22 protein-coding genes are annotated in these 26148 nt (G+C 66.9%); 6 read left to right on the top strand and 16 right to left on the bottom strand.

All coding sequences use genetic code 11. The annotated features are described in order from the left end of the window. Nucleotides 1-112: 112 nt before the first annotated feature. The 6 genes from ACGFNJ_RS29750 to ACGFNJ_RS29725 all read right to left on the bottom strand — a co-directional run bounded on the left by ACGFNJ_RS29750 (nt 113) and on the right by ACGFNJ_RS29725 (nt 6840). Entirely contained in the window at nt 113-1453 is a 1341-nt protein-coding gene (locus ACGFNJ_RS29750; RefSeq protein ID WP_393455300.1) for an LLM class flavin-dependent oxidoreductase, read from the bottom strand. A 25-nt stretch (nt 1454-1478) separates the two neighbouring features. After that, complete coding sequence (locus tag ACGFNJ_RS29745; protein WP_393455297.1) at nt 1479-2342, bottom strand: ABC transporter permease; 864 nt, start codon at nt 2340-2342, stop codon at nt 1479-1481. Continuing rightward, the gene (locus ACGFNJ_RS29740) at nt 2335-3192 is read right to left on the bottom strand and encodes an ABC transporter ATP-binding protein (protein WP_393455294.1); all 858 of its coding nucleotides are present in this window, start codon (nt 3190-3192) and stop codon (nt 2335-2337) included. The genes ACGFNJ_RS29745 and ACGFNJ_RS29740 overlap by 8 nt, the downstream gene beginning before the upstream one ends. Then, nucleotides 3189-4271: an ABC transporter substrate-binding protein gene (locus ACGFNJ_RS29735; RefSeq protein ID WP_393455291.1), complete on the bottom strand. Its 1083-nt coding sequence runs from the start codon at nt 4269-4271 to the stop codon at nt 3189-3191. Before ACGFNJ_RS29735 ends, ACGFNJ_RS29740 begins: the two co-directional genes overlap by 4 nt. A gap of 298 nt (nt 4272-4569) precedes the next feature. Beyond that, nucleotides 4570-5304, bottom strand: coding sequence for an IclR family transcriptional regulator (locus ACGFNJ_RS29730; protein ID WP_393455288.1), 735 nt, complete (start codon nt 5302-5304; stop codon nt 4570-4572). A gap of 132 nt (nt 5305-5436) precedes the next feature. Beyond that, nucleotides 5437-6840, bottom strand: a complete 1404-nt coding sequence (locus ACGFNJ_RS29725; protein WP_393455285.1) for a glycosyltransferase — start codon at nt 6838-6840, stop codon at nt 5437-5439. Nucleotides 6841-7171: 331 nt separating this feature from the next. Here ACGFNJ_RS29725 and ACGFNJ_RS29720 point away from each other — a divergent pair, with 331 nt between their 5' ends. From ACGFNJ_RS29720 to mgtE, 3 genes are all read left to right on the top strand, one after another. Further along, entirely contained in the window at nt 7172-7762 is a 591-nt protein-coding gene (locus ACGFNJ_RS29720; RefSeq protein ID WP_393455282.1) for a DJ-1/PfpI family protein, read from the top strand. A 59-nt stretch (nt 7763-7821) separates the two neighbouring features. Beyond that, entirely contained in the window at nt 7822-8355 is a 534-nt protein-coding gene (locus ACGFNJ_RS29715) for a hypothetical protein (protein WP_393455279.1), read from the top strand. A gap of 250 nt (nt 8356-8605) precedes the next feature. Next, complete coding sequence (gene mgtE / locus ACGFNJ_RS29710; RefSeq protein WP_393455276.1) at nt 8606-9970, top strand: magnesium transporter; 1365 nt, start codon at nt 8606-8608, stop codon at nt 9968-9970. 48 nt (nt 9971-10018) lie between these two features. Here mgtE and ACGFNJ_RS29705 read toward each other — a convergent pair whose 3' ends face one another. After that, a complete protein-coding gene (locus ACGFNJ_RS29705; protein ID WP_393455273.1) occupies nt 10019-11029 on the bottom strand; it encodes an isopenicillin N synthase family dioxygenase in 1011 nt (336 codons plus the stop codon). 401 nt (nt 11030-11430) lie between these two features. On the opposite strand from ACGFNJ_RS29705, the gene mraY reads away from it, so the two are divergent. Beyond that, on the top strand, nt 11431-12507 hold the full coding sequence (gene mraY / locus ACGFNJ_RS29700; RefSeq protein WP_393455270.1) for a phospho-N-acetylmuramoyl-pentapeptide-transferase: 1077 nt from the start codon (nt 11431-11433) through the stop codon (nt 12505-12507). Nucleotides 12508-12618: 111 nt separating this feature from the next. On the opposite strand, the gene ACGFNJ_RS29695 is transcribed toward mraY, so the two are convergent. Continuing rightward, a complete protein-coding gene (locus ACGFNJ_RS29695) occupies nt 12619-12801 on the bottom strand; it encodes a DUF397 domain-containing protein (protein ID WP_393455267.1) in 183 nt (60 codons plus the stop codon). Then, complete coding sequence (locus ACGFNJ_RS29690; RefSeq protein WP_393455264.1) at nt 12798-13676, bottom strand: helix-turn-helix domain-containing protein; 879 nt, start codon at nt 13674-13676, stop codon at nt 12798-12800. The genes ACGFNJ_RS29695 and ACGFNJ_RS29690 overlap by 4 nt, the downstream gene beginning before the upstream one ends. Nucleotides 13677-13748: 72 nt before the next feature. Between ACGFNJ_RS29690 and ACGFNJ_RS29685 the strand changes: the two genes are divergently transcribed. Beyond that, entirely contained in the window at nt 13749-14732 is a 984-nt protein-coding gene (locus tag ACGFNJ_RS29685; RefSeq protein ID WP_393455261.1) for a thioesterase family protein, read from the top strand. Here ACGFNJ_RS29685 and ACGFNJ_RS29680 read toward each other — a convergent pair. From ACGFNJ_RS29680 to nrdF, 3 genes are all read right to left on the bottom strand, one after another. After that, complete coding sequence (locus tag ACGFNJ_RS29680; protein WP_393455404.1) at nt 14729-14959, bottom strand: alpha/beta hydrolase family protein; 231 nt, start codon at nt 14957-14959, stop codon at nt 14729-14731. The genes ACGFNJ_RS29685 and ACGFNJ_RS29680 overlap by 4 nt on opposite strands. A gap of 16 nt (nt 14960-14975) precedes the next feature. Further along, nucleotides 14976-15581 carry a GNAT family N-acetyltransferase gene (locus tag ACGFNJ_RS29675; protein WP_393455258.1) on the bottom strand — a complete coding sequence of 202 codons (606 nt, stop codon included), beginning with the start codon at nt 15579-15581 and terminating at the stop codon, nt 14976-14978. A gap of 136 nt (nt 15582-15717) precedes the next feature. Beyond that, on the bottom strand, nt 15718-16680 hold the full coding sequence (gene nrdF, locus ACGFNJ_RS29670) for a class 1b ribonucleoside-diphosphate reductase subunit beta (protein WP_069163280.1): 963 nt from the start codon (nt 16678-16680) through the stop codon (nt 15718-15720). Between the two features lie 408 nt (nt 16681-17088). Here nrdF and ACGFNJ_RS29665 point away from each other — a divergent pair, with 408 nt between their 5' ends. Next, a complete protein-coding gene (locus ACGFNJ_RS29665; RefSeq protein WP_069163279.1) occupies nt 17089-17487 on the top strand; it encodes a hypothetical protein in 399 nt (132 codons plus the stop codon). An 87-nt stretch (nt 17488-17574) separates the two neighbouring features. Here the strand turns inward: ACGFNJ_RS29665 and ACGFNJ_RS29660 are convergent, their stop codons facing one another. From ACGFNJ_RS29660 to ACGFNJ_RS29645, 4 genes are all read right to left on the bottom strand, one after another. After that, on the bottom strand, nt 17575-18393 hold the full coding sequence (locus tag ACGFNJ_RS29660) for an ABC transporter permease (RefSeq protein WP_393455401.1): 819 nt from the start codon (nt 18391-18393) through the stop codon (nt 17575-17577). Continuing rightward, entirely contained in the window at nt 18393-19211 is an 819-nt protein-coding gene (locus tag ACGFNJ_RS29655; protein ID WP_393455254.1) for an antibiotic transporter, read from the bottom strand. Before ACGFNJ_RS29655 ends, ACGFNJ_RS29660 begins: the two co-directional genes overlap by 1 nt. Continuing rightward, a complete protein-coding gene (locus ACGFNJ_RS29650; protein ID WP_393455251.1) occupies nt 19208-20206 on the bottom strand; it encodes an ATP-binding cassette domain-containing protein in 999 nt (332 codons plus the stop codon). The genes ACGFNJ_RS29655 and ACGFNJ_RS29650 overlap by 4 nt, the downstream gene beginning before the upstream one ends. Continuing rightward, nucleotides 20203-26148, bottom strand: a 5946-nt coding sequence (locus ACGFNJ_RS29645) for an amino acid adenylation domain-containing protein (protein ID WP_393455248.1), incomplete at its 5' end; no start/stop codon positions are given. The genes ACGFNJ_RS29650 and ACGFNJ_RS29645, both read right to left, overlap by 4 nt.

The raw sequence follows: 26148 nt of genomic DNA, 5'->3' as shown, positions 1-26148 counted from the left end.
CTGCTGGGTTCGATCGCCGAGACGACAGGCACTGCGGCACACCCGCATGAAGTCGACCTCGCGCCGTTTCGTCAACGGCGGCACAGCAATTCGGGACCATTGAGATCGACGGTCATGCGCTTGCCTCGGCCCGCTCCTGCGCGAATTGGCTCTCGACCGGGCCGAGCCCGTAGTGCCCGCGCAGCGTGTCCGCGGTGTAGTCGGTGCGAAAGAGCCCGCGCTCCTGCAGGATCGGCACCACCTGGTCGACGAAGTCCTCGAGTCCGCCAGGCAGGTACGGCGGCATGATGTTGAATCCGTCGGCGGCGCCGTTCTCGAACCAGCTCTGCAGTTCGTCGGCGACCTGGGTCGGCGTGCCCGCGAAGGTCCGGTGTCCTCGGCCGCCGCCGAGCTTGCCGATCAGCTGCCGCACGGTCAGGTTCTCGTTCGTCGCCAACTCCTTGATCAGCGTGAATCTGCTCTTGTGCGTTTCGATCTCGTGCTCGGACGGCAGCGGCGGCAGTGGCGCGTCGAGTGCGTGCTCGGTGAGGTCGACACCGAGCAGGGTGGACAGTTGCCGCAGGGCGTAGTCGGGGGAGATCAGATCGGTGAACTCCTGCTCGAGTGCGAGTGCCGCTTCGGTGGTGTCGGCGATGAACGGCACCAGACCAGGCAGCACCTTGAGTTCGTCGGCGGTGCGGCCGTACTTCGGCAATCGCGACTTCAGATCCCGGTAGAACGCTTGGCCTTCAGCCAGCGTCCGCTGCGCGGTGAACACGGCCTCGGCGTGCCGAGCGGCGAATTCCTTTCCGCTCTCCGACGATCCGGCCTGCACCAGCAGCGGCCTGCCTTGCGGCGGGCGCGGCGTGTTCAGCGGACCGCGGACCTGGAAGCGTGGCCCGTCGAAGTCGATGGTGTGCACCTTGTCCGGGTCGGCGAAGATGCCTGCTTCGGCGTCGAGGACGATCGCGTCGGCCGCCCAGCTGTCCCACAGCTTGGTGGCCACCTCGACGAACTCCTGGGCCCGCTCATAGCGGCGCGCGTGTTCGGGCACGCGGTCGTAGCCGAAGTTGAGCGCCTCGTCCTCGCCCGCCGACGTGACGATGTTCCAGCCTGCCCGGCCACCGCTGAGGTGATCGAGCGAGGCGAACACGCGGGCCAGGTTGAACGGCTCGTGGTAGGTGGTCGACGCGGTGGCGATCAGCCCGACCCGGCTGGTGGCGGCGGCGATCGCGGCCAGCAGCGTGAGCGGCTCGAACACGGCCAGGGTGTTGCGCTTGATGCGCGGGCCGACGGCGAGTCCGTCGGCGAAGAACACCGAGTCGAGCTTGCCGCGCTCGGCGATCCGGCCGAGCTCCTGGAAGTGCCGGACATCCAGGACCCGATGTGCCTCGGTGCGCGGGTGCCGCCACGCGGCTTCGTGGTGCCCGACACCGAGCAGAAAGGCGTTGAGGTGGAACTGTTTTCCAGACATGAGTGTGCTTTCTCGGTTCGCGGGATCAGGCATTGGGTTCGGTGCGCCAGCGCGAGAACCGGCGTTCGAGGGCGACCAGCAGGCCATTGAAGGTGAGACCGAGCAGCGAGATGGCGAGGATGCCCGCGTACATGTTCGGGATCTGGAAGTTCTGCTGCGTCGCGGTGATCAGATAGCCGAGTCCTGCTCTGGCCCCGAACATCTCGGCGGCGAGCAGGACAAGGATCGAGCCGGCCGCCGCCATCCGCAGGCCGGTGAAGATCGACGGCAGTGCGGCGGGCAGGATCACCTTCTGAAACAGCCGCAGCGGTGAGAGGCCAAGGGACACAGCCGATTTGATGAGCAGTGGGTCGACGGTGCGGACGCCGGTGATCGTGTTCAGCAGTATCGGAAAGAAACTCGCGTACAGGACGAGGGCGACCTTCGAGGTTTCGCCGATGCCGAGGATCAGGATGAAGACCGGTAGCAAGGCCAGTGCCGCGGTGTTGCGGAACAGCTCGAGGATCGGGTTGAGGAAGTCGGCCACCGGCTTGTACCAGGCGATCGACACACCCACCGGGACGGCGACGAGCAGTGCGATCGCGTACCCGGCCAGCGACCGGCTCAGGCTGGCCGACACGTGCGTCCACAGCTCACCGCTCGCGGCCAGGTCGACGAACGCCTGGGCGACCACCGAGAACGGCGGCAGGAAGACTTCGTCCACCAAGCCGAACGTCGGAGCGAGCTGCCACAGCAGCAGGAACAGCGCGATCACGACGGTCGGCTTGAATGCCCGCCATGCGACGCGACCGATCAGCCGGGCCGCCCGCGATCCGAGGGCGTTCCCGGCGCCTGTCGTCCGCGCCGTCGTCGCCCTTCGGGGCAGGACCACACTCACCGCACTAGACATGGGTCAGCCTTTCTGTCGCGGTGTCGGCGTGAGTCGTGGTGTCGGACAGCGACTCTCGTTCTTGTGTCGCGGCGCGCTGCACCTCGCTCTGCAGCAGCGACCAGATCTCGTGGCGGTAGTCCCTGAACTGTTCCGACGACCGAATGTCACCCCCGGCCGCCCGGTCGATCGTCACGTCGACGACCGCCTTGATCCGGCCCGGCCGCGAGGTCAGCACCGCGACCCGCTGGCCGAGGTACACGGCCTCGTCGATGCCGTGCGTGATGAACAGCACCGTCTTGCCGGTGGCTCGCCAGATGCGTAACAGCTCGTCCTGCAAGGATTCCCGGGTTTGCGCGTCGAGCGCGGCGAACGGCTCGTCCATCAGCAGCACCTCGGGGTCGAAGGCAAGGCTGCGGGCGATGGCGACGCGCTGCTTCATGCCGCCGGACAGTTCGTGCGGATAGCGATCGCCGAAACCGGTCAGCCCGACCAACTCCAGGTAGTGTTCGGCGAGTTCCCGTCGCGCCTTGCGGCGCAATCCCTTTGCCTCGAGCCCGAATTCGATGTTGCTCCGGGCGGTGCGCCACGGCAGCAGCGCGTACTGCTGGAACACGATGCCGCGATCGAGGCCCGGTCCGGTGACGGGCTTGCCGTCCAGCAGGATCTCGCCGGAGGTCGGCGTGGTCAGGCCGCCGAGCAGGTCGAGCAGTGTCGACTTGCCCGAGCCGCTCGGTCCGACCAGGACGAGGAACTCACCGTCGCGCAGGTCGAGCGAGATGTCGTCGATGGCGGTGAAGTTCTCGGCCGAACCGCGGATCGCGAACTGCTTGCGCACGTGGGTCAGCGAAAGCTTTGCGGTGCTGGTCATTTCGCGGCCACCACTTCGCCTGCCGGTCCGCTCGTCGGCGTGTAGGTGCCGTTCGCGTAGGGATTGTCCTTGTTGGTGAACAGATCGGTGGCCTTCAACTGGCCGTCCTTCAGCTCGCCGTTGCGCACCAGCCAGTCGATCCAGATCTGCAGTTCCTTCTCGGCGATCACCGCGCCCGGCACCGGAATTCCGGAGCTGCGCCAGTACTTCAGCAGGCCGGTGTTCTCGTTGCGGCCGCGCTTCTCGATGATCGAGGTGAGCCTGGCCACCGCCTCCTCGCGCGGGGTGACCTGCAGCCAGCGAGTCGCCCGCGCGGTGCCCTGCACGAAATCCTTGACGGCTTCCTGGTTTTTGGCGAGGTAGTCGTTGCGGAACACATAGGTGCCGTAGTCGAAGGTGCCGAACAGGGCCTTGTCGGTGTAGAGCGGGTGGATGCCGCCGCGTTCGACGGCCGTTTCGCGGAACACGCTACCGAGAGCGCCGACGTCGATCTGACCCTTGCGCAGCGCGTCCTCGGTGTTCGCCGGTGGCACCACGGTCAGCTCGACCTGCTTGATCTCCTTTTCGCTGAGACCCTGCTGGTGTAGCCACTCTCGGGTGACGAACTCGTGGTGCGCGCCGAGGGTGTTGATGCCGACCTTCTTGCCGATGAGATCGCGCGGTGAATTGATGCCCGCGTCGTCGCGGACGAAATACCCGGTGAACGACTGATCGTCCGAACCATAAGAACTGAGCACCGAGGTGACCTTCGCCCCACCCGCGATCAGTTTCACCACCGCGCCGTTGAACGCGCTGCCGAATTCGACCTGATTCGTCGCCGCCGCTTGAATATTGGCCGGGCCGCTGGTGGTGTCACCCACCCAGCGCAGTGCGATCTTGGAGAAGTAGCCGAGATCATCGGCCAATTCGAAGGGGGAGACCTGGCCGGTGGCGCCTTGATACCGGAAAACGGTCTTGCCGTCTGCGGTGTTGCCCGGCTCGGACGTGCCGCAGCCTGTGAGGACGGAGAGGCCGGTGACCAGGGCGACGGCGGCGGCGAGCGCGCGAACGGCGCGCAACGGAGGTGCGGAGGAGGGCATGGTTGATGTCCTTCGAGAAGACCGCGCGCGACAATGGAACAGGCACGGCGGCACAAGAATTGAGCGGAAGGCGAGGTAGTCGCTGCGGTGCGGCGCACTGCGCGTCAGCGGCGACAGATCCCGTGCGGCACGCGCATGAGGTCGATCGCCCTGCGGCGGATCAGCGCGGTAGGTATCAACTCTTCGAGACTTCCGTGAAGCTGGATGCCGTGCGGCACCCGGGTTGACCTCTATCGTGTTGCTGCACGCCGCCACTGACAACGGTCATTCCACATTGTGAAAACCGCGGTGAATTTAATTACGCCGTGAATATGCCCGGCGCCGAACTGTTCTGCACGACGCCGCCGATGCGCACGGCGATCTGCCGCATCGCGGGCAGGATTTCGCGCACCAGCTCGTCGTTCAGTCGAGCCGAGCGTGCTTGGACGCTCAGCGCACCCCAGACCTGCTTGTCCGCCCCGAACACCGGCACCGCGATCGACCGCACCGGATCGTCGACTCCGTCGAACTCCTCGACCGCAAAACCTTTGCGCCGCACCAGATCCAACTCGGTGGCCAGATGCGGCCCCGCGGGCAAGTGTGCCAGCAGGGCGCGCCCCGAGGCGCTCGAGCGCAGTGGTTGGCGCAGACGCGGCAGCTGGTGGGCGCAGAAGTGCACCGGCGGTCGGGCCTGTAGCACCGTCACCGCCTCCTTGGCGTCGACGACGCTGAGGCTCGTGGTGATCCGGATGCCCGCGGCGAGTGCATACAGGTGTGGTGCCGCCGCGTCGATCCCGAGCCTGGTCAGCGCGGGTGCGGCCAGCGTAGCCAGGCCGTGGCCGACCCGGTACCGGTCGGTGGCCTGATCCTGTTCGAGCAGCCTGCCACGCACCAGGGCCTGGGCCAGCCGATGCGCGGTGCTCACCGGAATGCCTGCCAGGTGCGCCAATTCGCTGATCGACAGCTCGGGGTCGTCGCCTTCGAAGCAATTGAGCAGGTGGATGGCGCGCTCCACGGCCTGCGACCCTGAACGTGGCTGATCGGCGGCGGCCATGTGCCCCTCCTCGCTGTTTTCGATCCGGCCATCCACCGTCGCGCGCGGTCGGCCCGTGCACAACCCTTCGACGCCGGATGCGTCTAATGGGCGGCGGTACCTCTGCGAGGGAAGGGTCCCTGCCGGTCCCGCTCAGCGTCCGCGTTCGAAATCCGAACCCGGTGCGGGATCGTGGGATTCGTCGTTCGGCGCGGCCTCGTCGGACCCTTTGACCATCGGGTCCCTCTCCTCAGGGGTGATCAACGGGGCTGCTTCATTCATGGGATAGGGGTGCGAGGTGTGGATGACCGGGGCCTCGACCCTCGGTGTGTGCTGGTGTCCGGCGAAGTGCTGCTCGAGCAGATTCGCGCCACGCAGTGTGCCGCCTGCGGCGGCGAATCCGGCGGCGACCACGGCCGCGCCGTCTCGGCAGCGCGCCGCCTTGTCGATCGCGACACGGAGGTTGGCGACGGTGAGCCGTTTCGCGGGCAGCCAACTGCCCGCCGCGTTGCCGACCACCCGCCGCGCCACCTCGGACTGGTCCCTTCCGAACGGCACGGCGCACACCGGAACGCCTGCGGCCAAAGCCTTTTGGGTGACGCCCATGGTGCCGTGCGAGATCACCACGGTGGTGCGATCGAGCAGCAGGTGATGCGGGACGAACTGCTCGACCCGCGCATTCGGCGGGACGGTGAAGCTCGCCGGATCGAGCGCGCCTGCGGTGACGACCGTGTAGAGACTGCTGTCGGCCAGCGCGTCCATCGCGATCTGGGCGAGCCTGCCGTCGTCCTGGAATTCGGTCGAGCAGGTGACGAGCGCCAGCGGCCGGTCGATCTCGTCGAGCCAGGCGGGCGGTTCGGCGTCCGGCGCCCACAGGCCTGGCCCGATCTGCTGGACCGACGCGGGCCAGTCGGTGCGCACGTCGTCGAAGGGTGGTGCGGTGAAGTTGAGCATCAGCGGCGCTTGTCTGAGGTAGTCGACGGTGTTCGCCAGCGGCGCCAGCCCGTAGTACTCGCGCATGTGGTTGAGCTGCGGCAGCGTCTCGTTCCAGCGGCGGTTCAGGTGCCACCGCACGATGCCGTCGCGTACGCGGCCGAGTCGTCCCGCCATCGGCTGCAGTCCGGGACCGAACGGCGGCACATCGCGCGACGGGATCGGCAGCAGGATCGGTGACCATGCGGCCCATGGCAAGCCGCTCGCGGCGGCCAGGATCTGCGCGCCGGTCGCGGTGACGTCGATCAGGAGTGCGTCGGGTCGTTCGGCGATGATCGCGGCTCGCAGCGCCTGGATCTCGTCGGGGATGCGCGCGACGAGGGCGCGCACGGTCGCGCGCAGTGCTCCGATCCGCGAGGTGGTCGCCCAATCGTGGAGGGTGTCGTTCGCCAGCGCCGGTGGCAGCGGGCGCACCGCGATGCCGAATTGCTGCAGTGCGTCTTCGCTGTCCGGCATCGTCAGCACGGTGACGTCGTGGCCACGGGATACCAGCTCTGCCAGTACCGGCGCGACCGGATACAGGTGTCCTTTGGCCGGTGAGGTGAATGCCAGTATTTTGGTCATGGAGACAGGCTAACTCTTAGCTAATGGGCGTGTCTCCCGGACTGTCGATACTTTCTCGCGCGATGGAACGGGCGTAGGCACGTGCTTCGACGCGATATTAGCGGCGATGTAAGGGCTTTTCTGGGCCCATAATTCGGTGACCAGTTTGTCGGATGCCGAAGAAGCGAACTCGAGGTATGAAAAATTGGGAACTGTTGTACGTGTCTCTGGCAAATAACTGGCTTGTCCCTGGGGCGAGTGGTTGCCTTACCTGGCGAGAATGTTGATCGAATGTGACCTACCGCTACCGCCTGACGGCTGACCTGCGGTTCGTCGCGGTGAGAGGAGAAGCATGACGCGCACCGTCGGTCTGCTGCTGTTCCCCGGCGTCGAGGAGCTCGACGCGGTCGGTCCGTGGGAGGTGCTGGCCTTCTGGACCCAGCATTTCCCCGACGACGGCTACACGGTGTTCACCTTCTCGCTGGATGGCGGCCCGGTCACCTGCGCGAAAGGGATGCGGATCGAGGCGACGTACTCATTCGACACCGCGCCGCGCCGCGACGTGCTGATCTTCCCCGGCGGCATGGGCACCAGGCCCATGGTGAACGACGAGCCGATGCTCGAATGGACCCGCGCGCAACGCGCGGTCACCCCGCTGATCACCAGCGTGTGCACCGGTTCGCTGGTCCTCGCGGCCGCGGGACTGCTGGCCGGACGCCCGGCGACCACGCACTGGAAGTCACTCGACCGGCTGGCCGAACTCGACCCCAGCATCGCCGTCCGCACCGAGGATCGCTACGTCGACGACGGCGACATCATCACCTCCGCCGGAGTGTCCGCGGGCATCGACATGGCCTTGCACCTGGTGCGCAGGCTGGCGAGTGCCCAGCGCGCGGCCGAGGTGCGCCGCCTGATCCAGTACGACCCGGAGCCGCCGGTCTGATCGGCGGCACCGCATATTCACTGGCCTCCGCGCCGCGCGCGAGTCATGCTTGGCGACAAATGAATAGTGCAAGACAATCTCGGCTCGGCGTCGATTTCGGCCGAGTCATCCAGGGGGCGGCCCTGCGGGCCGGTGATCAGGACACGGTATTTCTCTCCGGGGGTCTCGCGGAAGCACTGCGCACACCGCCGAGCCCGCATGCCTTCGACGTACTGCCTCGGCTGGTCGAACAGTTCGCCGGGCAGGTGTGGGTGATCTCCAAATGCGGCCCGCGGATCGAGGAGCGCACCAGGCAGTGGCTCGACCACCACGAGTTCTACGCCCGCACCGGAGTGCCACGCGACCACCTGCGTTTCTGCCGCAAGCGTGCGGACAAGGCGGTGCACTGCGCCGACCTCGGCATCACCCACATGATCGACGACCGGCTCGACGTGCACCGCGCGCTGCGCGGTCTGGTGCCGCACCTCTACCTGTTCGGCGCACAGCAGGAACCGGCGCCGGAGTGGGTGCACCACGTGCCGACCTGGCTGGCTGCCGAGCCGGTCGTTGCGGCCACGCTCGTGCCGGATGGGCAGCCTGATCGTTCGTGGTGAACAACCTGTCCTTTTAGCTGTATCCTGCTCAGGGATGCTTTCGCATCTGAACCAGGTTTTCAGTGATGGCGTGGACGTCCCAGGTCTGCGGCAGCGACGAGGAGGAGGTGGGGTTGTCATGCGCAACGAACCTCCCAGTCGAAGGCCGCGCGGCGTCGCCCCTTCGCATTCCTGAGTAGGCAGGGGCCGGCGCCCGCGGTGTGAACTTTCGCGTTCTTGTTCACTCACGCAACTTTGCTGAGGACCCGCCATGTCGCAGACCGATGTCATCGAAGTACGTCCGACGCTGTCCGAATCGCTCCAGGACATCGCCGAGAGCCACCGTGTCGACGCCGCACTCGCCTGGCTCGACAACCACCCGCCACACGCCATTGCCGACCAGCTCGCCAGGATGGACGCCGTCCAGGCGGGCATGGCGTTCCGGCTGCTCGACAAGGACCTGGCGCTCGCCGTCTTCGAAGAGCTGGAACCGGTCGATCAGCAGCAGATCCTGCAGGGACTGCGTGACCAGAGCTTCCGCGACCTGGTCGAGGAGATGGCGCCCGACGACCGGGCCCGTATGCTGCGCGAGGCGCCTGCGAAGGTGGCCAAGAAGGTGCTCGCCGGGCTGAGCCCGCGCGAACGGCGGATGACCGCCGCGCTGCTCGGCTACCCCGAGGGTTCGGCGGGTCAGTACATGACGCCCGAGGTGATCGCGCTGCCGCGCAACCTCACCGTCGAGCAGGCGCTGACCATGGTGCGGGCCAAGGGCGCCACCGCCGAAACCGTGTACACGTTGCCCGTGGTCGACGCGGGCAGGCGGCTCATCGGCATCGTCGAACTGCGCGAGCTGGTGCTGAGCAAGCCGGACGCGATGATCGACGAATTGGTCGTCACCGAACCGGCTTTCGCGCGCGCCACCGACGCCGCGGAGAAGGCGGCCAGGCTGATGCGCGAGACCAACGACATCAACCTGCCGGTCGTCGACAGCGAGGACCGGCTGGTCGGCCTGCTCACCATCGACGACGCCGTCGAGGTGATCGAGGCCGCCGACAGCGAGGACGTGGCCAGGCAGGCCGGGTCCGCGCCGTGGGAGGGTCACTACATGGCCGCGAGCGTGTTCCAGCTGGCCAGGTATCGCGCGCTGTGGTTGTTGCTGCTGCTGTTCGCCGCGACGCTCACCGTGAGCGTCACCGACATGTTCGAGGGCACGCTGCAGCAGGCCGCGCATCTCGCGCTGTTCATTCCGCTGCTGATCGGCGCCGGTGGCAACGCGGGCGCCCAGGCCGCCACCGCCTGCGTGCGCGCGCTCGCCGTCGGCGAGGTGCGGGCCTCCGATCTGTTCAAGGTGATCTGGCGGGAGTGCCGGGTCGGTCTCGTGCTCGGATCCATGCTTGCCGCAGCGGGATTGGTGATCGGCGGGCTGTTCGTCGGCCCGCGAGTCGCCCTGGTTGTCGGCATCACGCTCGTGCTGATCTGCGGGTGGGCCGCGACGATCGGCGGCACCATGCCGCTGCTCGCCAAGAAGTTGCGGATCGATCCGGCGGTCGTCTCGGCGCCCATGGTCACGACCCTGGTGGACGCCACCGGGCTGATCATCTACTTCACCACCGCGAAGGTGGTGCTCGGCATCTGAGTGCTGCGGTCTCCCGTTGCGGGAGGCCGCGGCATCGTGCGGTGCCTGCTACCCGTGCTGCCTCGGGTCCTTCGCGAACGTCTGCTGCATCTTTCGCGAGATCCATTGGCCCGCAGTCGTTGTGCCGAAGGTTTCCGGCGGCTCGGTGCCCGCGAACGCGCCGATCGGATCGAGGGGCGCGTCGTGGTCGGGGAGGTAGAAGAACGGAATGGACAAGCGGGAGGAGGTGTTTCCGCGTTCGGGGTTCACCACCCGGTGCATTGTCGACACCCAGCGGCCCGCCGTCCACAGCGCCATCAGGTCGCCGATATTGACGACGAAACCGTCCGGGATCGTCGGCACCGCACGCCATTCGGTGTCCTGCAGCACCTGTAGGCCGCCAATGCTGGTGTCCTGGTAGAGGATTGTCAGGCTGCCCCAGTCGGTGTGTTCGCCGCGGCGCAACTGTCCAGGCAGCGGAGCGTCGAGCTGCGGGTAGTAGTAATTGACCGCGATCGAGGAGACGTGGCGGTCGAACACCGCGTCGAAGTGATGCTCGGGCAGGCCGAGGGCGAGTGCGAACAAGCGCATGAGCGTGCCTGCCAAGTCGCTCATCGCGGTCAGGTACTCCTGCCAGGTCGGCGCGAAATCCGCCGGTGTAGTCGGCCAGACGTTCGCCAGCTGCCATGACGCCCAGTAGTCGCCGAGTTGCGCGCGTTCGTGGGCAGGTAAGTCTCCCGTCACATGCGCGGAGAACACCTCGCACAGGTCAGGTGGGGTCTTCTTGCCGATACTGTGCGCCGTCGCACCGCCCATCCGGCGGAATCCGGACACACCGGGCCGGTGTGCGACGCGATCCTTCTCCGTATCGGGCAACGCGAAGAACGCTCGCGTCGTCGCGCACATCCGCGCGGTGAGTTCGGTCGGCACTCCGTGTCCGACGATGACGAAGAATCCTGACCTCGCGCATGCGGCGCCGATCGCCGCGGCGATGCTCGCGCGGCCTGCCGCGGTGTCGCGTGCGGACATATCGATCACCGGGACGAATCCCTCGACCACGGTGCCGGTCTGCTCCCTCATTGCTGTCCTCTCTCGACGAGTTCGTGCACATCGGCGTCGAGTATCGGAAGCAGGAAGCACTGCGGTCGTATAGAGACGAAGCTCACGAAGGTTTCCGCACTCGAGTGGCGTTCGGGTACGAAAAACCGCCATGCGGACGGCCGCCCGATGCGCGAATCTTGCATGCTGTTCACCGAATCCACGCTTCCCGTTCGCTCCCTGCTCGGCGTTCGCGCGCGGTGACCAGCGCAAATCTGTTCGTCTTGCTAACGTCGAAGCCATTTGCGAGGACGAGGGTGCAGTGGTGTCGGCGGCGGGTCTCGACGGGTGCTGCCCTCATCGAGCCGTCGGGCCACGAAAAAGCGTCCGCTCGTTGATGGTTCAATCACTGTCACACCTGATGACGGCTACTCGAGGGGCACATGAGGCAGATCTTGTACTCGGCGATGATCGCGCTCGCGGTCTCGATCACGTTGACGCCGTTGTTGATCAAGCTGTTCACCCGGCGCAAGCTGGGTCAGGAGATCAGGGCCGAGGGGCCGGCCAGCCACCAGTCGAAGCGCGGGACGCCGACGATGGGCGGCATCGCGATCCTCATCGGCATGTGGGCCGGATACCTCGGCGCGCATCTGCTCGGCATGCGGCACGAGGGGCAGGGCGCGACCGCCTCTGGGCTGCTGGTGCTCGGCTTGGCCACCGCGCTCGGTGTGGTCGGCTTCCTCGACGACTTCATCAAGATCCGCATGCAGCGCAACCTCGGGTTGACCGCGACCGGCAAATACATCGGCCAGCTCGTCGCCGCGGTGATCTTCGGTGTGCTCGCCCTGCGCTTTCCCGGCAGTTCCGGGCTGACTCCCGCCAGTCGGCATATGTCCGACGTCCGTGATGTCGCGACGGTGACCTTCAGTACGACCGTGTTCCTGATCCTCGTCGTTTTCCTCGTGGTGTCCTGGTCCAACGCGGTCAACATCACCGACGGTTTGGACGGCTTGGCCGCGGGCTCCATGAGCTTCGCTCTCGGTGCCTACGTGATCATCACGTTCTGGCAGTACACCAACGCCTGCGTCACGACTCCGGTCGCAGGCTGCTACAACGTGCGCGACCCGCTCGACCTCGCCCTCGTCTGCGCGGCAGGCACCGGAGCATGTATCGGCTTTCTCTGGTGGAACGCGGCCCCCGCCAAAATCTTCATGGGCGACACCGGATCTCTTGCCCTCGGCGGTCTGCTCGCCGGGCTGTCCGTCACCACCCGCACCGAACTGCTCATGGCGGTCGTCGGCGCCCTGTTCTTCGCCGAGATCCTCTCCGTCCTCCTCCAGATCGTCGTCTTCCGCACCACCGGAACCCGGCTGTTCAAACTGGCCCCCTTCCACCACCATTTCGAACTCAGCAAATGGGCCGAAACCACTGTCATCATTCGCTTCTGGCTGTTGGCAGGCATCGCTGCCGCTATCGGCCTCATGCTCTTCTACGGCGAGTACCTGGCCGCCATCGGCTGACCCGAGCTCCTCACCGCGAGTGGTACATGGTTGTGCGGACATGCTGTTGATGCCACCGTGTACCACTCGCGGGATCGAGATTGACTGGGCGAGTGGGGGACTCGCCGGGAATTACAGGCTGGACAGGAAAGCGTCCCACTCGGCTGGGGTGAAGACCAGGGCTGGGCCGGTGGGGTTCTTGGAGTCGCGGATGCCGACCATGCCTTCGGCGAGATGCGCTACTTCGACGCATTCTCGCTCGGCCGTGCTCCGGGTGCTCTTGAACCAGCGTGCGTCGGAAAGGTCGATGCTCATGTGTTGAACTCCTCTGTTATTCGAAGGATTAGGTTGCGGCTCTCGGCCTCGTCTAGAGCCAGCCGTTTGATATCTGTGCACACTTCGCGATACGCAGCCACCTCCTCGGGTTGTTCCAGATATAGGTCACCGGCGTGACCTTCGATGTATACGATCGGCGGCTCTGTCAGGTAGGCGGTCGGGTGCTGGGGAAATTCGAGCAGCACAAACGAGCCGACCAATAGCCCCTTGTACGTACCGGCGGAGGTCGGCAGTACGCGGACCGAAACATTCGGTAGTCGACTGAATTCAGCGATATGCCGCAGCTGATCGGCCATGACGGCAGCGCTACCGGTCGGGCGGCGCAGCACGGACTCGTCGATGAACGCATCCAATGTCAGCGAGTGCACGTTGCCGACGAGTCGGGTCCGTCGCTTGGCGGCGATCGCCACGGTGGTTTCGACGTCCTTGGCAGACGTATTGGGGAACTCGGCCCAGAACATTGCCCGGCGGTAGTCGTCAGTTTGCAGTAATCCGGGCATGAACGTTGTCTGATACGAAACAACGTGGTCCGCAGCGGCTTCCATGCCGACAAAGAGTCCGAAAGTCGGCGGGAATGCCCCATCGAATGTATGCCACCACCCTTTTGCTTTCATCTCCTCGGTGAGGGAGAGGAGGACCTGGGCCTGTCCATCAGGTACCCCGTAGATCTCGCACAGCCGCTTGACGAACAGCGGGTTGATTTTGATGGCAAGACCGTTCTCCATGCGCCAGAACGTCTGTTTGCTGACGCTGAGTTCCGCGCGCGCGTATTCCACGCTCACATTTGCCTTTTCACGGGCTTTGCGGAGCTCCCTGCCCAACAGGCGGCGCGGGAGGGTCGAACCATTCGTCATCGTGGCATCTCCGGAGGGTTGCTAACGAGCGGGGTCCATTCTGGAACCCAGGTGGACAGTGTTTGTGGAACCTTGCCGAAAAGCTTGTCGATAGTCGATCCGAATGCGGACCCGCATCGGATCTCGACTGCATCAAACCAGCTGGAAGGCCAGAGGTGTACAGAATTGAACGAAAAACCGCCGGAGGCAACAGAAATCCAGAATCCGGTTCCAATACGTACTTTCCGAATTGGAACGTTCCAAGCCGATTCCGTCCACGCCGAGCTGGAGGAAACGCACGTGCCCGAATCAGATCAGATCATTATCGGCCGCCTCGATTCTCCAATTCCGAAGCAGGTAGCCGGGCCCGCGGTGTGTGCGTTGCTGGCGCGTGAACTGGAAACCCACTGTCCCGGAACCGACTTCATTCCGGCCCGACTCACTGCCGATCTGTTCAGTCCGGTTTTGAATGAACCAATCGCACTGCAGAGCGCAGTGATTCGATCGAGCAACCGGATGACTGTCGCCGATGCGTCGATCGTGCAACGCGGGCAGATCCGCGCCCGCGCGACGGCACTGTTCCTGCTGACTGCCGAGCAACCGCCGGGGGAGGTCTGGCAACCCCGGCCGCACCTCCCGGCCCCGCACACGAGACTCGTCGCGCCGGAAGGTGAACCGCCCCTGTTCAAGTACGGTGCGGCAGAGTGGACCGACAACTTCGCCGCTGCCCAAACCGCGGACCGCAAGATCATGTGGCAGAACCTGCCGCCGCTGATCGAGGGCGAGACGATCTCGCCCTTCCAGCGCGCCGCGGCGCTCGGCGACGCGACAAACCTGGTGTGCCACTGGGGTTCTGCGGGCGTCGGCTACATCAATACCGACATGACGCTGACGCTGTCTCGTCTCCCCGAGGGCCCCGAACTGGGCCTCCAGGCTCAAGACCACGTAGCGTCCAACGGCATCGCCGTCGGCACCGCCACCCTCTACGGCCGCAGCGGCTCCCTCGGCACCGCCGTGGTCACGGCCCTTGCCAACGTCCGCCGCCAGGTAGACCTCGCCGGGGTCATGAGCTCCTAGGCGCCCGGCTGGGCGAGTTTGGTGTCGAAGAACTTGACCGAGTCGTCGATCAATCCGGCTACGTCCGAGTAGTTCTCGAAGCAGTGGCCTGCGCCGGGGATGGTGCGGTAAGTGGATTCGGCGCCTGCTCGGGTGAGGAGAGCGTGGAGGTGTTCGCTTTGGGAGGCGGGCACCACGGTGTCGTTGTCGCCGTGGTAGGGCGGTAGTCCGCGGCGATATACGACCAGGTGCCGCTGATGCGGCTCAGAACGACTGGGCTTTGCGCCACATGAAGCGGTTGTCGATACCGTGGATGAGGGCGGTGGCGACTACCTCGAAGCCGAACCTCTGGTACAGGAGCACGTTTCGGTCGACGTCGGTTTCCAGGTGAGCGGGGAGATGCTGGTCGTCGACCTGCTTCAGGAAGACGGTCAGCAGCTCGCGACCGATCCCTTTGCCCTGGTGGATCGGGTGGACACCGATCGGGCCGAGGTGCCAATGTGGTTCGCGTGGATCGTGTTCGGCCATGATCCGCATGCCGGTGGCGGCCCGCGGCAGCGCGGTGCGAAGGAGCCCGATCATGCGCGGCGCGATCCGGAGTTTCTCCAGGGCGCTCATTTGACAGTGTGGCCACGGGGCGGCGTTGAGTACGCCGACTACCTCGCCGTCTTGTTCGGCGACCAGCACCTCGGCGAACGCGCGGCCGATTTTGCCGATTCTGGCGCCGGAGCGCATCATTCGGGCTGCCTTCGCCGGATCGCCGCCGACCACCGCGAGGGCGTTCGGGTTGTCGGCGAACGCGAAGGCGAGCACGTCGCAGGCCTGGGCCAGGTCGTCGGTCCGCATCGGCCGAATGTCGAAGTCCGCCATGGTGACCATGGTGCGGCCGGGCGACCGCACGGGGCACGCATCCGGTCCGCCTACCGAACCTGTCGGCCGACAACAGGATCCGTGACCCGAAGCGGGCCTGCCACGAATCCGTGGCAGGCCCGCATTCGGAAGTGACTCAGAACTCCCAGTCTTCGTCTTCGGTGTTGACGGCCTTGCCGATCACGTAACTGGAGCCGGAACCGGAGAAGAAGTCGTGGTTCTCGTCGGCGTTCGGCGAGAGCGCCGAGAGAATCGCCGGGTTCACCTCGGTTTCGTCCTTCGGGAACAGCCCCTCGTAGCCGAGGTTCATCAGCGCCTTGTTCGCGTTGTAGCGCAGGAACTTCTTGACGTCCTCGGTGAGGCCGACCTCGTCGTAGAGGTCCTGGGTGTAGTCGACCTCGTTGTCGTACAGCTCGAAGAGCAGCTCGAAGGTGTAGTTCTTCAGCTCGTCGCGCTCGGCCTGGCTGACCAGTTCCAGACCCTTCTGGTACTTGTAGCCGATGTAGTAGCCGTGCACGGCCTCGTCGCGGATGATCAGCCGGATCAGGTCGGCGGTGTTGGTGAGCTTGGCCCGCGAGGACCAGTACATCGGCAGGTAGAAGCCCGAGTAGAAGAGGAAGCTCTCCAGCAGCGTGGAGGCCACCTTGCGCTTGAGCGGATCGTCGCCGTTGTAGTACTCGAGCACGATCTCGGCTTTGCGCTGCAGGTTGCGGTTCTCCTCCGACCAGCGGAACGCGTCGTCGATCTCGCGGGTCGAGCACAGCGTGGAGAAGATCGAGCTGTAGCTCTTGGCGTGCACCGACTCCATGAACGCGATGTTGGTGTACACCGCCTCCTCGTGCGGGGTGAGCGCATCGGGGATGAGGCTGACCGCGCCGACCGTGCCCTGGATGGTGTCCAGCAGCGTGAGGCCGGTGAAGACCCGCATGGTCAGCTGCTTTTCGTCGGCGGTCAACGTGCCCCACGAGGGGATGTCGTTGGACACCGGAACCTTCTCGGGCAGCCAGAAGTTGCCGGTGAGCCGGTCCCAGACCTCGGCATCCTTCTCGTCGGGCACCCGATTCCAGTTGATGGCCGATACCCGATCGATCAGTTTCATCCTGCCTCCACACCTTTCCCGAGCCCGTTGAGCAGCCACAGAGCTATCCCGGATTTGCTCCCTTGGACACTACTCCTTGGGGGTGACAAGTCCGCGTAGCACAAGACCTTGTGTCGCAGCGATATGTGTCACCGCGGCGAACAATGCCGGGGGTCACCGCGTGCGGCCCTTATTGTGCGGCACGCGGCCGCGATCGGCCACATCGGTGCTGGCGCGCCGCCGATCGTTTGCCTGCGGTCTGCTGGATCTCCGGTGTTCTCGGGGTATCGGCGCACTCGCCAGCTGCGGCCGGTTTGCCGCACCGCGACCCGTGCGCCCGACCCGCCCGCCGACCTGCGCCGATTTCCCCTGCCGCAGGGATACGTTGAGCCGAATAGGTGTGCACGCGTTTCGGAAGGAGTGTGTGTTATGACCAGTCCCGGCCCCACCAAGACCGGCCCGGTGATCAGCGACATGACGATCTTCGCCGGCGTCCTGATCCTGCTCACCGGTTTGCTGCATCTGCTGACGGCCATCGCCGCGATCGCCGGACGCGATATCTTCGTCGTCTCCGAAGACCAGGTGTTTCTCATCGACGTGTCGACCTGGGGGTGGATCCACGTCGTCATCGCGGTGCTCATCCTGGTCGCGGGCTTCGGCATTGTCACGGGCAAGACCTGGGGTTACCTCGCGGGCATCGTGATGGCGGTGCTCAGCATTCTGGACAACTTCCTGTTCGCCCCGATCTATCCGTTCTGGTCCCTGGTCATCATCGCCATCGATGTCCTGGTGATCTGGGCTCTTGCCCGCCAGCTCGCCGCGGAATAGCACTGCGGGTCAAAAAGTTTCGTCCATCGAACGGATAGCCGACGCCCCACCACAACTGTGGTGGGGCGTCGGCGTTCCGGCAGCTGACTAACGCCTGCTGGCCCGCCGGTAGCCGATGGTTGCGGGGACGGCGAAGAGCACGATCGCGCTGACCGACCACACGAACGTGAGGGTCAGCGGACGAGCCAGCGGACCCTCCAGTGCCAGGGCTTTCATAGCGTCGACGGCCACCGACATGGGTTGGTTGCGGACCACCGGCTGGATCCAGGTGGGGTAGGCGGCCAGCGGCACGAAACCGGTGCTGAAGAACATCATCAGCGACGTCAGGATGGTGATCCCTTCCACCAGAGCGGCTTTGGCGTTGAACACGGCCACCGCGGTGACGATGGTCGCGAAGGCCAGGCCGAAAAGCACTGGGATGGTCAGGAACAGGAGGGTCGCGAGGACACCCTGATGGAACCGGAAACCGAGCAGATAGCCGACGAGGAGGATGGCCAGCGTGCCTGCGAAGATGCGGCAGCCTTCGGCGACGATGCGCGAGGTGAGGCCGGACGCCCGGTGCACGGGCAGCACCCAGAAGCGGCGGAGCAGGCCCGCCTCCCGTTCCCGGCCGAGTAGCACGCCGCAGCCGACGGCGCCGGAGACCGCGCCGGTGATGGTGACCATCGGCACCGAACCGTAGAGCGCGCTCTCGCCGGTGAATTTCCGAATCTGGCCGCCGACCACCGTTTCCAGCATGATCAGCAGCAGGCACGGGATGATCAGCGCCTCCAGCACGGTGATCGGATTACGCATCCAGCGCAGCAGCAGGCGTTGGGTTTGAATCGCCGTGTGCCGCAACAGCGCTGCGAAGGACACCTCGGATTCGATGCGGGTGACGTCCCCGCGCTCGGCAAGCAGTGTCATCATGCCCTCCCCGAACTCAACCGGATGGTCAGCGGAACGCAGACGATGAGGATCGCGGCGGTCCATGCCAGCGACGGACCGAGCAGCGACCACGTCACCTGGCCCGCGTTGCCCAGCGTGTCGCCCGCCAGCGCCCGCAAGCTGATCACGAACTGCGATACCGGCTGATTGCGCACGAACGGCTGTACCCAGGCCGGAAATTGGTGTGCCGGAGCCAGTCCGGTCGACAGCATGCCGAAGATCAAGGGCGGCAACACCAGTGCCTGCGTGGTCGCCTCCGGGCTGCGCGACAGCGTGCCGATCACATCGGCGCCGAGCGTCAACGCGGTGCCGATGAGCATCGACAGCAGTAGGAAGGCGACGATGTGCGCGGTGTCCAGATAGAACCGGAACCCGATGACGTACCCGCAGACGATCGCCGAGCACAGCGACAACGCCAGCCGGAAGATGTTGCCGGACATCCGCGCCCCGACGGGAACGAACCTGCCGATCGGCATCGACCCGAACCGCCGATTGAGTCCGGCCACCGAGTCGGTTGCCGAGCGGAACGCGGCCGAAATGGCGGTGAACGCGGCGGCCTGGAGCACGACGAGGGGCATCATGAATTGCGCGTAACTGCTGAAGCCGGTGCCCGCGAACGTCATCACCGTCTTCAGCGGAATGTAGAAGCCCGCGGTGAAGGTCGCGGGCGCGAGCAGCGAGGTGAGCACCTCGCCGGTCTCGACCGAGGGCACGATCAGCCTGGTGGTGAGCACCCACCACTGTCGTGCGCGGGCAGGCGTGGCGCCGACGTCGGCCAGCCAGGTGCCTGTTGTCATGAAACCGCCTCCACATCAACAGCTTTCGACTCGGTGCCGTCGGCGGAGGCGAGATGTCCGGTCAGCTGCAGGAACACGTCGTCCAGTGACGGCCTGCGCAACGCGATGTCGACCAGCTCCACTTGCGCACTGTCCAGGCGGCGCAGCGCTTCCGCGAGTGTCTTCGCGCCGTCCGGCGCCGGGATGGTGATGCGATCCGAGTCCGGCGTGAGCGCGGCGCGATTGTCTTCCGGCAGTAGCGAACCCAGCGCGTCGGCGATGACGGAAAGGTCCTTCAGATCCAGCGGCACCACCTCGCAGTAGCTGCCGCCGGTTCTGGATTTCAGTTCGTCGGCGGTGCCCTGCGCGATCACCACGCCGTGGTCGATGACGATGATCCGGTCGCTCAGCGCGTCGGCCTCTTCGAGATACTGCGTGGTCAGCAGGGTGGTGATGCCCGCCTTCTTGAAGCTACGCACCAGATCCCACACCCCTTGCCTGCTGCGCGGATCGAGCCCGGTGGTCGGTTCGTCGAGGAACACCACGTCCGGGCGCACCACGAGACCACACGCGATGTCGATGCGCCGCCGCATGCCGCCTGAATAGGTGCCGACCCGGCGGCCCGCCGCGGCGACGAGGTCGAATTCGCTGAGCAGTTCGTCCGCGCGGGCGCGGGCGGCGCGTTTGCGCAGACCCATCAGCCTGCCGAACATCACGAGATTCTCGTAGCCGCTGAGCATGTCGTCGAGCGCGGCGTACTGCCCGGTCAGCATGATGGAGCGGCGCACCGCCGCCGGATCGGTGACGACGTCGTGCCCGGCGACCAGCGCCCGGCCGTGGTCGGGTGCGATGAGCGTCGACAAGATGTTCACCATGGTGGTCTTGCCTGCGCCGTTCGGGCCGAGGATGCCGAGGATTTCGCCCGGCGCGGCCGTGAAATCGACTCCGCGCAGCGCCTTGACGGCGCCGAACGACTTCTCGATTCCTTCGACCACTACTCCCTGATCGGCATTCATTGTTGTCCTTCCAGATGTTCGTCGACTATCCGCGCGATGGTCGGCAGCACGTGCGGTGCGGTCAGCTCGTTGTGCGTGACTTCGATGTCGTGGTTGATGACCGCGCCGGTCGCGTACGGCCGCCAGCCGTCCGGGCCGACGATGTCGGAGCTGTCGACGGTCGCGCTGAAATACAGCAGGTCACCGTCGAATACGGGGCGCTGGTAGCCCACTCGGGAGCGCGCCGCCGCGTTGTAGGACTCGGTCAGTCGCTCGATCATGTCCGCGTCGACGATCGGCACGCCGCCGAGCCGGTCGCGGATGAGGTCGGCCGCCTGGCTCGCGGTGGCGTCGGCGGGCACATCGTGGATCCCGAAGATCGCGCCGAAGCTGTTGACGAACGCCCCCGCGGTGAGGTGCTCGACGTCGGCGCTGTCGACGTCGGCGGTATCGGAATCCAGCAGTGCGACAAGGCCGACCCGCTGACCGTCCGCCTGCAATCTGGCCGCGATCGCGTGCGCGATCAGCCCGCCGAACGACCAGCCGAGCAGGTGGTACGGGCCGGAGGGCTGGAGCTGGCGGATCTCGCGGACGTACCGCTCGGCGAACTCTTCGATCGAGCGCAGCGACGGTTCCCGACCGCTGAGGTCGGGTGCCTGCATGGCGAAGATCGGCCGCCCCGGCCGCAGCACCTGCGCGAATCCCAGGTAACTCCAGGAGATTCCGGAGGACGGGTGGATGCAGAACAGTGCGGGCTCGGTGCCGCCGTGCCGGATCGGCAACACCACGTCCAGTCCGAGGGTGGCCTCCGGTGCAAGGGCCTGGCGGTCGGCGGCGATCGCCGCCGCCTCCTCGGCCGCGGCGACCTGCGCGGCCGGCGAGTGCGCGAATTCGGCTGCCGCGCCGAGCACGTCGAGCCACAGACCCGCCAGCCCGGCGATGTCGGCGCGGTGCAGCAGCGTCTGCGGGAAGGTGAAGTCCGCACGCAGCCGACCGCCGACCACGGTCGTGGTCACCTCGAGCACCGACTGCACGGGAAGCTCGGGATCGCCTGCGGCCGAGAGGTTGCCGAACAGGTCGGTCGGCGTCCACCCCAGGCCGTCGAGCCCGGCGGGCACATCGCCTGCGGTGGTCCCGCCGCGGTGGCGGAAGCTGATCTGTCCTGGCAGCGCACCAGGTGTGCCCAGCTGTGCGGCCGTGTCCGGATTGAGGTAGCGCAGCAGGCCGAACCCGATCCCGTTGTCGGGCACCGTCCGTCGTTGCCGCTTCACCGCGCGGATCGCCGCGCCGAGCGCCGGACCGCCGTGGAACGCCTCGTCGTTGTCGATCCGGTCCAGCTCTAGCCGCATCGGATAGTGGGTCGCGAACGGGCCGATGGTGCGCGCCAGCGCGGCGCCGGGGATCGCCTGCTCCGGTCGGCCGTTGCCTTCGAGCCGGAGCAACACGTCGGGACGCCGATCGCCGGATCGCTGTGCGCGCCACCGCAGTAGCGCGAGCGTGAGCGCGGTGAGCAGGATGTCGTCGGCCGCGCCGGCGAACTGAGCAGGCAGCTCGGTGAGGACTGCCGCGGTCACGTCCTCGGACACCTCGCAGCGGACGGTGCGCAGCCTGCGCGCCTTGTCGATGACCGGGTCGAGCGCCCTGACACCGAGGGGCGGATCCGCATGGGCGAGAACGCCTTGCCAATAGCCGAGTTCGAGAACTCGCTGTGCCGTGCGTGCTTCGTCGGTGAGCGCGTGTGCCCACCGGCGCATCGACGTGCCGGTCTCCGCCAGCACCGGGGTGTTGCCGACCGAGACCTGGGCCCAGGCGGCCAGCAGGTCCGGCAGCAGAATGCGCCAGGAGGCATCGTCGACCAGCAGCGGGTGCGCCAGCACCACGAGCAGGCCTGCCCTGGTCCGGCGTCCGGCGTCGCCGATCGGGTCGAGCCAGAGGCACCGCAGCACAACGCCGTTCGCGGGATCGAGCCGATGTATCGCCGAATCCAGTTCGGCGGTCACGTATTCGCGCAGATCGACCGGGTCGGCCGCGGCGTCGAACTCGATCCGGTGCACCAGCGCGCCGACGTCGACCGAGCCGGGCTCGCGCACCAGCAGCCGCCAGTCCTGCGCCGCGTGGCGGGACAGCTGTGCCCGCAGCATGTCGTGCCGGTCGACCGCCGCGGCGACGGTGGCGATCACCTGGTCGTGGTCGATGCCGATCGGCAGCTCGAGCACCGCGGTCCGCGCCGGGAGCCTGCGGCCGCCACCCGCGTCGATCAGCGACCGCGTCATCGGCGTGAGCGGCAGTTCGCCGATACCGCCGCCAGGCAGCTCGGCCAGCGCCTGCACCGGACCGGCGACCGCCGCGGCCAGCGCGGCAACGGTGCGGTGCTCGAACACCTGCAGCGGTGTGCAGTCGATGCCGCGCTGCTTTGCCCGCGACACCAGCTGGATCGCGAGAATGCTGTCGCCGCCGAGCTCGAAGAACGAGGCATCGATGCCGACCTTGTCCAGGCCGAGCAGCTCGGCGATGATCTGCGCCAGCGCCTCCTCCGTCGCCGTCCGCGGCGCCCGGTACTCGGTCTCCTCGGCACTGAAATCCGGTGCGGGCAATGCTTTTCGGTCGAGCTTGCCGACTGCGGTGAGCGGGATCTCGTCCAGCACGACGAAGGCGGACGGGACCATATAGCCGGGCAAGGTCTCCGCGGCGGCCTCGCGCACCTGTGCCAGGTCGAGTTCGACGTTCGGCTTGCGTACCAGATAGGCCACCAACGCGGTGGAGCCCGCAGGCCCGGTGACGCCGAGCGTCAGCGCGAAATCGACACCGTCCACCTTGCCGAGGACCGCATCGATCTCGCCGAGCTCGATCCGCTGACCGCGCACCTTGACCTGGAAATCGGTGCGGCCGAGGTATTCCAGCACCAACCCGGGTTCCGCACCGGCCTGGCTTGCCGCCGAGGGGCCGTACGTCCAACGCACGAGGTCACCCGTGCGATACATCCGTTCGCCCGGCGCACCATAGGGATTCGCGACGAAGCGGCCCGCGGTGAGACCCGGCCTGGCGTGGTAGCCACGCGCCAGCGCGTGCCCGGCGAGGAAGAGCTCGCCCGCGACGCCGACCGGAACCGGCTGCAGCCTGCCGTCGAGCACCAGTGCGGCGGCACCGCGAATGGGCGGACCGAGGGGGACCGGCGCGCCCGGGCTCAGCGCGGAACCTGTTGCCACGACGGTGAACTCGGTGGGGCCGTACAGATTGACCATCCGCAGGCCGCGCCGCCCGCGCCGCGGCGCGCACCACCGGTCGATGAGCTCGGCGCCGACCGCCTCGCCGCCGACGGCGAGCACCTGTACGCCCGAGACCTCGGCCGGATCGATCGTGGCGAGCGCGGACGGGGTGATCATCACGTGCGTGACCTGCTCCGCGTCGATCAGCTCGGCGAGCGCGCTGCCGCCGAACACCTCCGGCGGCGACACGACCGACGCGCCGCCCCACCCGAACGCCATCAGCGCCTCGAGAATCGACGCGTCGAAACTCGGTGAGGCGACGTGCAATACCCGGGACTCTTCGCCCAGGTCGAGCAGATCACCCTGCGCGGCAACGAAATCGGCGATGCCACGGTGCGAGACGGCGACACCCTTCGGCGTGCCGGTCGAGCCGGAGGTGTAGATGAGCCAGGCGGGGTTGTCCAGCCGAATCGGCCTCGGCAACTCGCGATCCCGCAGCGGGCGGGCGCTTGCGGTAGACCAGTGCAGCACGAAATGCGGGTCGTCGAGCACGAGCCACCTGGTGCTGTCCGGCAGCATCGGGCGGTAGGCGCTCATGGTGAGACCGACGCGGGCCGAGGAGTCGGCCAGCATGTGATCGATCCGCTCGATCGGGTGCTTCGGATCGACCGGCAGGAAGGCCGCGCCGATCTTCGCCGCCGCCCACATGCCGGTGAGCAGATCCGGCGAACGCGGCAGGCCGAGGGCGACCACGGTTTCCGGGCCTGCGCCCGCGCCGAGCAGCAGTCGCGCCAGGCGATTGGCGTGCGCGTCGAGTTCCCGATAGGTCGTGGTGTCGCCCGCGGCGACCAGAGCAGGCCGATCCGGATACCGGGCAACGGTCGCGGCGAGCAGCGCGGGCAGCGTTGTCGTTCCGACACTGTCGAGGCCGTGCACCGGGATCAACGCCGCGCGCTCGCGCTCGTCGAGGATGTCGATGTCGGCCAGCCGCACGTCGGGCGCGGCGAGCACGGTCGCGAGCACGCGGCGCCAGCGGGTGGCGTACGACGTCACCGTCGCCGCGTCGAACAGGTCGGTCGCGTAGGTCAGCACGCAGGCCAGCCCGGCGGGGCCCGTCTCGTCGAAGCGCTCGCGCAGGTCGAACGTCAGGTCGAATTGTGAAGCGCGCCGGTCGAAGTCCTCCACCTCGATCCGCAACCCGGGCAGCTCGAGCACCGGCTCGACGAAGTTCTGCAGCGACAGCGACACCTGGAACAGCGGATGATGCGCCGTGGACCTGGCCGGATTCAACGCCTGCACCAGTCGTTCGAAGGACACGTCGGTGGCCGCGAACGCGTCGAGATCGGCCGAGCGGACCGCGGTGAGGAAGTCGGCGAACCCGGCACCGGGATCCACCGGCGTGCGCAAGGCGAGCGTGTTGACGAACATGCCGACGAGGTCGTCCAGCGCCGCATGTCCGCGCCCGGCCACCGGCGTGCCGACGACCACGTCGTCGGTGCCGCCGAGCCGGGCGAGCAGCACGGCGAGCGTCGCGTGCACGACCATGAACAGGCTGACCTGCCTGGCCGCCGCGAATTCCACCATGGCACGGTGCAGTTCGGCGTCGATGGTGAATTCGACGTCGGCGCTGCGCATCGACTGCACGGCGGGGCGTGGCCGGTCCGCGGGCAGCTCCAGGACGTCGGGCGCACCCGCGAGCGTGTCGGTCCAGAACCGAATCTGCTTGGCCGCCAGCGAATCCGGGTCGGACTCGGCGCCGAGCAGCTCCCGATGCCACAGCGCGAAGTCGGCGTACTGGACCGGCAGCGGAACTCGCGTGGTGTCCGCGCCTGCCGCGCGCTCCGAATACGCGGCAACCAGATCGGTGGCCAACGGCGCCATCGACGCGCCGTCGGCGCTGATGTGATGCACCACGAGTACGACGACGTGCACGGGCGCCGCATCGACGGCGGCCAGCCGGAACAGCCCGACCCGCAGCGGCGGCTCCTTGCTGATGTCGAAGCCCTTGCCGGTCAACAGATTGAGCTGCTCGCGCAGTGTCGCGCCGTCCTCGGTCGGCACGACCGCCAGTGCGGGCGCGGCCATCTCGGTGGCGACGATGACCTGTCGCGGCCCGTCGGCGTCCGCGGGGTAGATGGTGCGCAAGCTCTCGTGCCTGGCGACCACGTCGGCCAGCGCCGCGCGCATGGCCTCGACATCCAGATCGCCGGTGAGGCGCAACGCCACCGCGATGTTGTACGCGGGCGAGCCGGGATCGAGCCGGTTGAGCACCCACATGCGCTGTTGCGCGGGGGAGAGCGGAATGCGGTCCGGCCGGATCCGCGGTGCCGGGGCGAAGGTGCCCGGCACCACATCGACGGAGGGGACCACCCTGGCCGACAGTTGCGCGACGGTGGGCGCGTCGAACAGGTCACGCAACGCGATGGTCGCGCCGAGCGTCGAATTGACCCTGGCGACAACCTTGGTCGCGCTCAGCGAATTGCCGCCGAGCTCGAAGAACGATGCGTCGACGCTGACCCGTCCCTGCCCGAGCACATCGCTGAACACCGCGGCGACCGCCTGCTCCACCGGTGTCCGCGGCGCCAGGTACGGCCGGTGCGTCTCCGAGAAGTCCGGCACCGGAAGTGCTTTGCGGTCCAGCTTGCCGACCGGGGTGAGCGGAATCGTGTCGAGCACCACCAGGTAACTCGGCACCATGTACCCGGGCAGCTCGGCGGCCACCCGCACCCGCAGCCGCTCGGTGTCGAGCCGAACCCT

The sequence above is a fragment of the Nocardia sp. NPDC049149 genome (assembly GCF_043197455.1).
Taxonomy (GTDB): Bacteria; Actinomycetota; Actinomycetes; order Mycobacteriales; family Mycobacteriaceae; genus Nocardia.
This window is presented reverse-complemented; position numbering and strand designations above follow the sequence as displayed.

What these genes read in the sequence shown, in the direction of transcription:
- mgtE (WP_393455276.1), top strand. Translation starts at nt 8,606, where the DNA reads ATGTCGCAGACCGATGTCATCGAAGTACGTCCGACGCTGTCCGAATCG.
- ACGFNJ_RS29720 (WP_393455282.1), top strand. Translation starts at nt 7,172, where the DNA reads ATGACGCGCACCGTCGGTCTGCTGCTGTTCCCCGGCGTCGAGGAGCTC.
- ACGFNJ_RS29715 (WP_393455279.1), top strand. Translation starts at nt 7,822, where the DNA reads ATGAATAGTGCAAGACAATCTCGGCTCGGCGTCGATTTCGGCCGAGTC.
- ACGFNJ_RS29735 (WP_393455291.1), bottom strand. Translation starts at nt 4,271, where the DNA reads ATGCCCTCCTCCGCACCTCCGTTGCGCGCCGTTCGCGCGCTCGCCGCC.
- ACGFNJ_RS29660 (WP_393455401.1), bottom strand. Translation starts at nt 18,393, where the DNA reads ATGACACTGCTTGCCGAGCGCGGGGACGTCACCCGCATCGAATCCGAG.
- ACGFNJ_RS29730 (WP_393455288.1), bottom strand. Translation starts at nt 5,304, where the DNA reads ATGGCCGCCGCCGATCAGCCACGTTCAGGGTCGCAGGCCGTGGAGCGC.
- ACGFNJ_RS29665 (WP_069163279.1), top strand. Translation starts at nt 17,089, where the DNA reads ATGACCAGTCCCGGCCCCACCAAGACCGGCCCGGTGATCAGCGACATG.
- ACGFNJ_RS29650 (WP_393455251.1), bottom strand. Translation starts at nt 20,206, where the DNA reads ATGAATGCCGATCAGGGAGTAGTGGTCGAAGGAATCGAGAAGTCGTTC.
- ACGFNJ_RS29745 (WP_393455297.1), bottom strand. Translation starts at nt 2,342, where the DNA reads ATGTCTAGTGCGGTGAGTGTGGTCCTGCCCCGAAGGGCGACGACGGCG.
- ACGFNJ_RS29705 (WP_393455273.1), bottom strand. Translation starts at nt 11,029, where the DNA reads ATGAGGGAGCAGACCGGCACCGTGGTCGAGGGATTCGTCCCGGTGATC.
- ACGFNJ_RS29695 (WP_393455267.1), bottom strand. Translation starts at nt 12,801, where the DNA reads ATGAGCATCGACCTTTCCGACGCACGCTGGTTCAAGAGCACCCGGAGC.
- ACGFNJ_RS29740 (WP_393455294.1), bottom strand. Translation starts at nt 3,192, where the DNA reads ATGACCAGCACCGCAAAGCTTTCGCTGACCCACGTGCGCAAGCAGTTC.
- mraY (WP_393455270.1), top strand. Translation starts at nt 11,431, where the DNA reads ATGAGGCAGATCTTGTACTCGGCGATGATCGCGCTCGCGGTCTCGATC.
- nrdF (WP_069163280.1), bottom strand. Translation starts at nt 16,680, where the DNA reads ATGAAACTGATCGATCGGGTATCGGCCATCAACTGGAATCGGGTGCCC.
- ACGFNJ_RS29675 (WP_393455258.1), bottom strand. Translation starts at nt 15,581, where the DNA reads ATGGCGGACTTCGACATTCGGCCGATGCGGACCGACGACCTGGCCCAG.
- ACGFNJ_RS29725 (WP_393455285.1), bottom strand. Translation starts at nt 6,840, where the DNA reads ATGACCAAAATACTGGCATTCACCTCACCGGCCAAAGGACACCTGTAT.
- ACGFNJ_RS29655 (WP_393455254.1), bottom strand. Translation starts at nt 19,211, where the DNA reads ATGACAACAGGCACCTGGCTGGCCGACGTCGGCGCCACGCCTGCCCGC.
- ACGFNJ_RS29750 (WP_393455300.1), bottom strand. Translation starts at nt 1,453, where the DNA reads ATGTCTGGAAAACAGTTCCACCTCAACGCCTTTCTGCTCGGTGTCGGG.
- ACGFNJ_RS29690 (WP_393455264.1), bottom strand. Translation starts at nt 13,676, where the DNA reads ATGACGAATGGTTCGACCCTCCCGCGCCGCCTGTTGGGCAGGGAGCTC.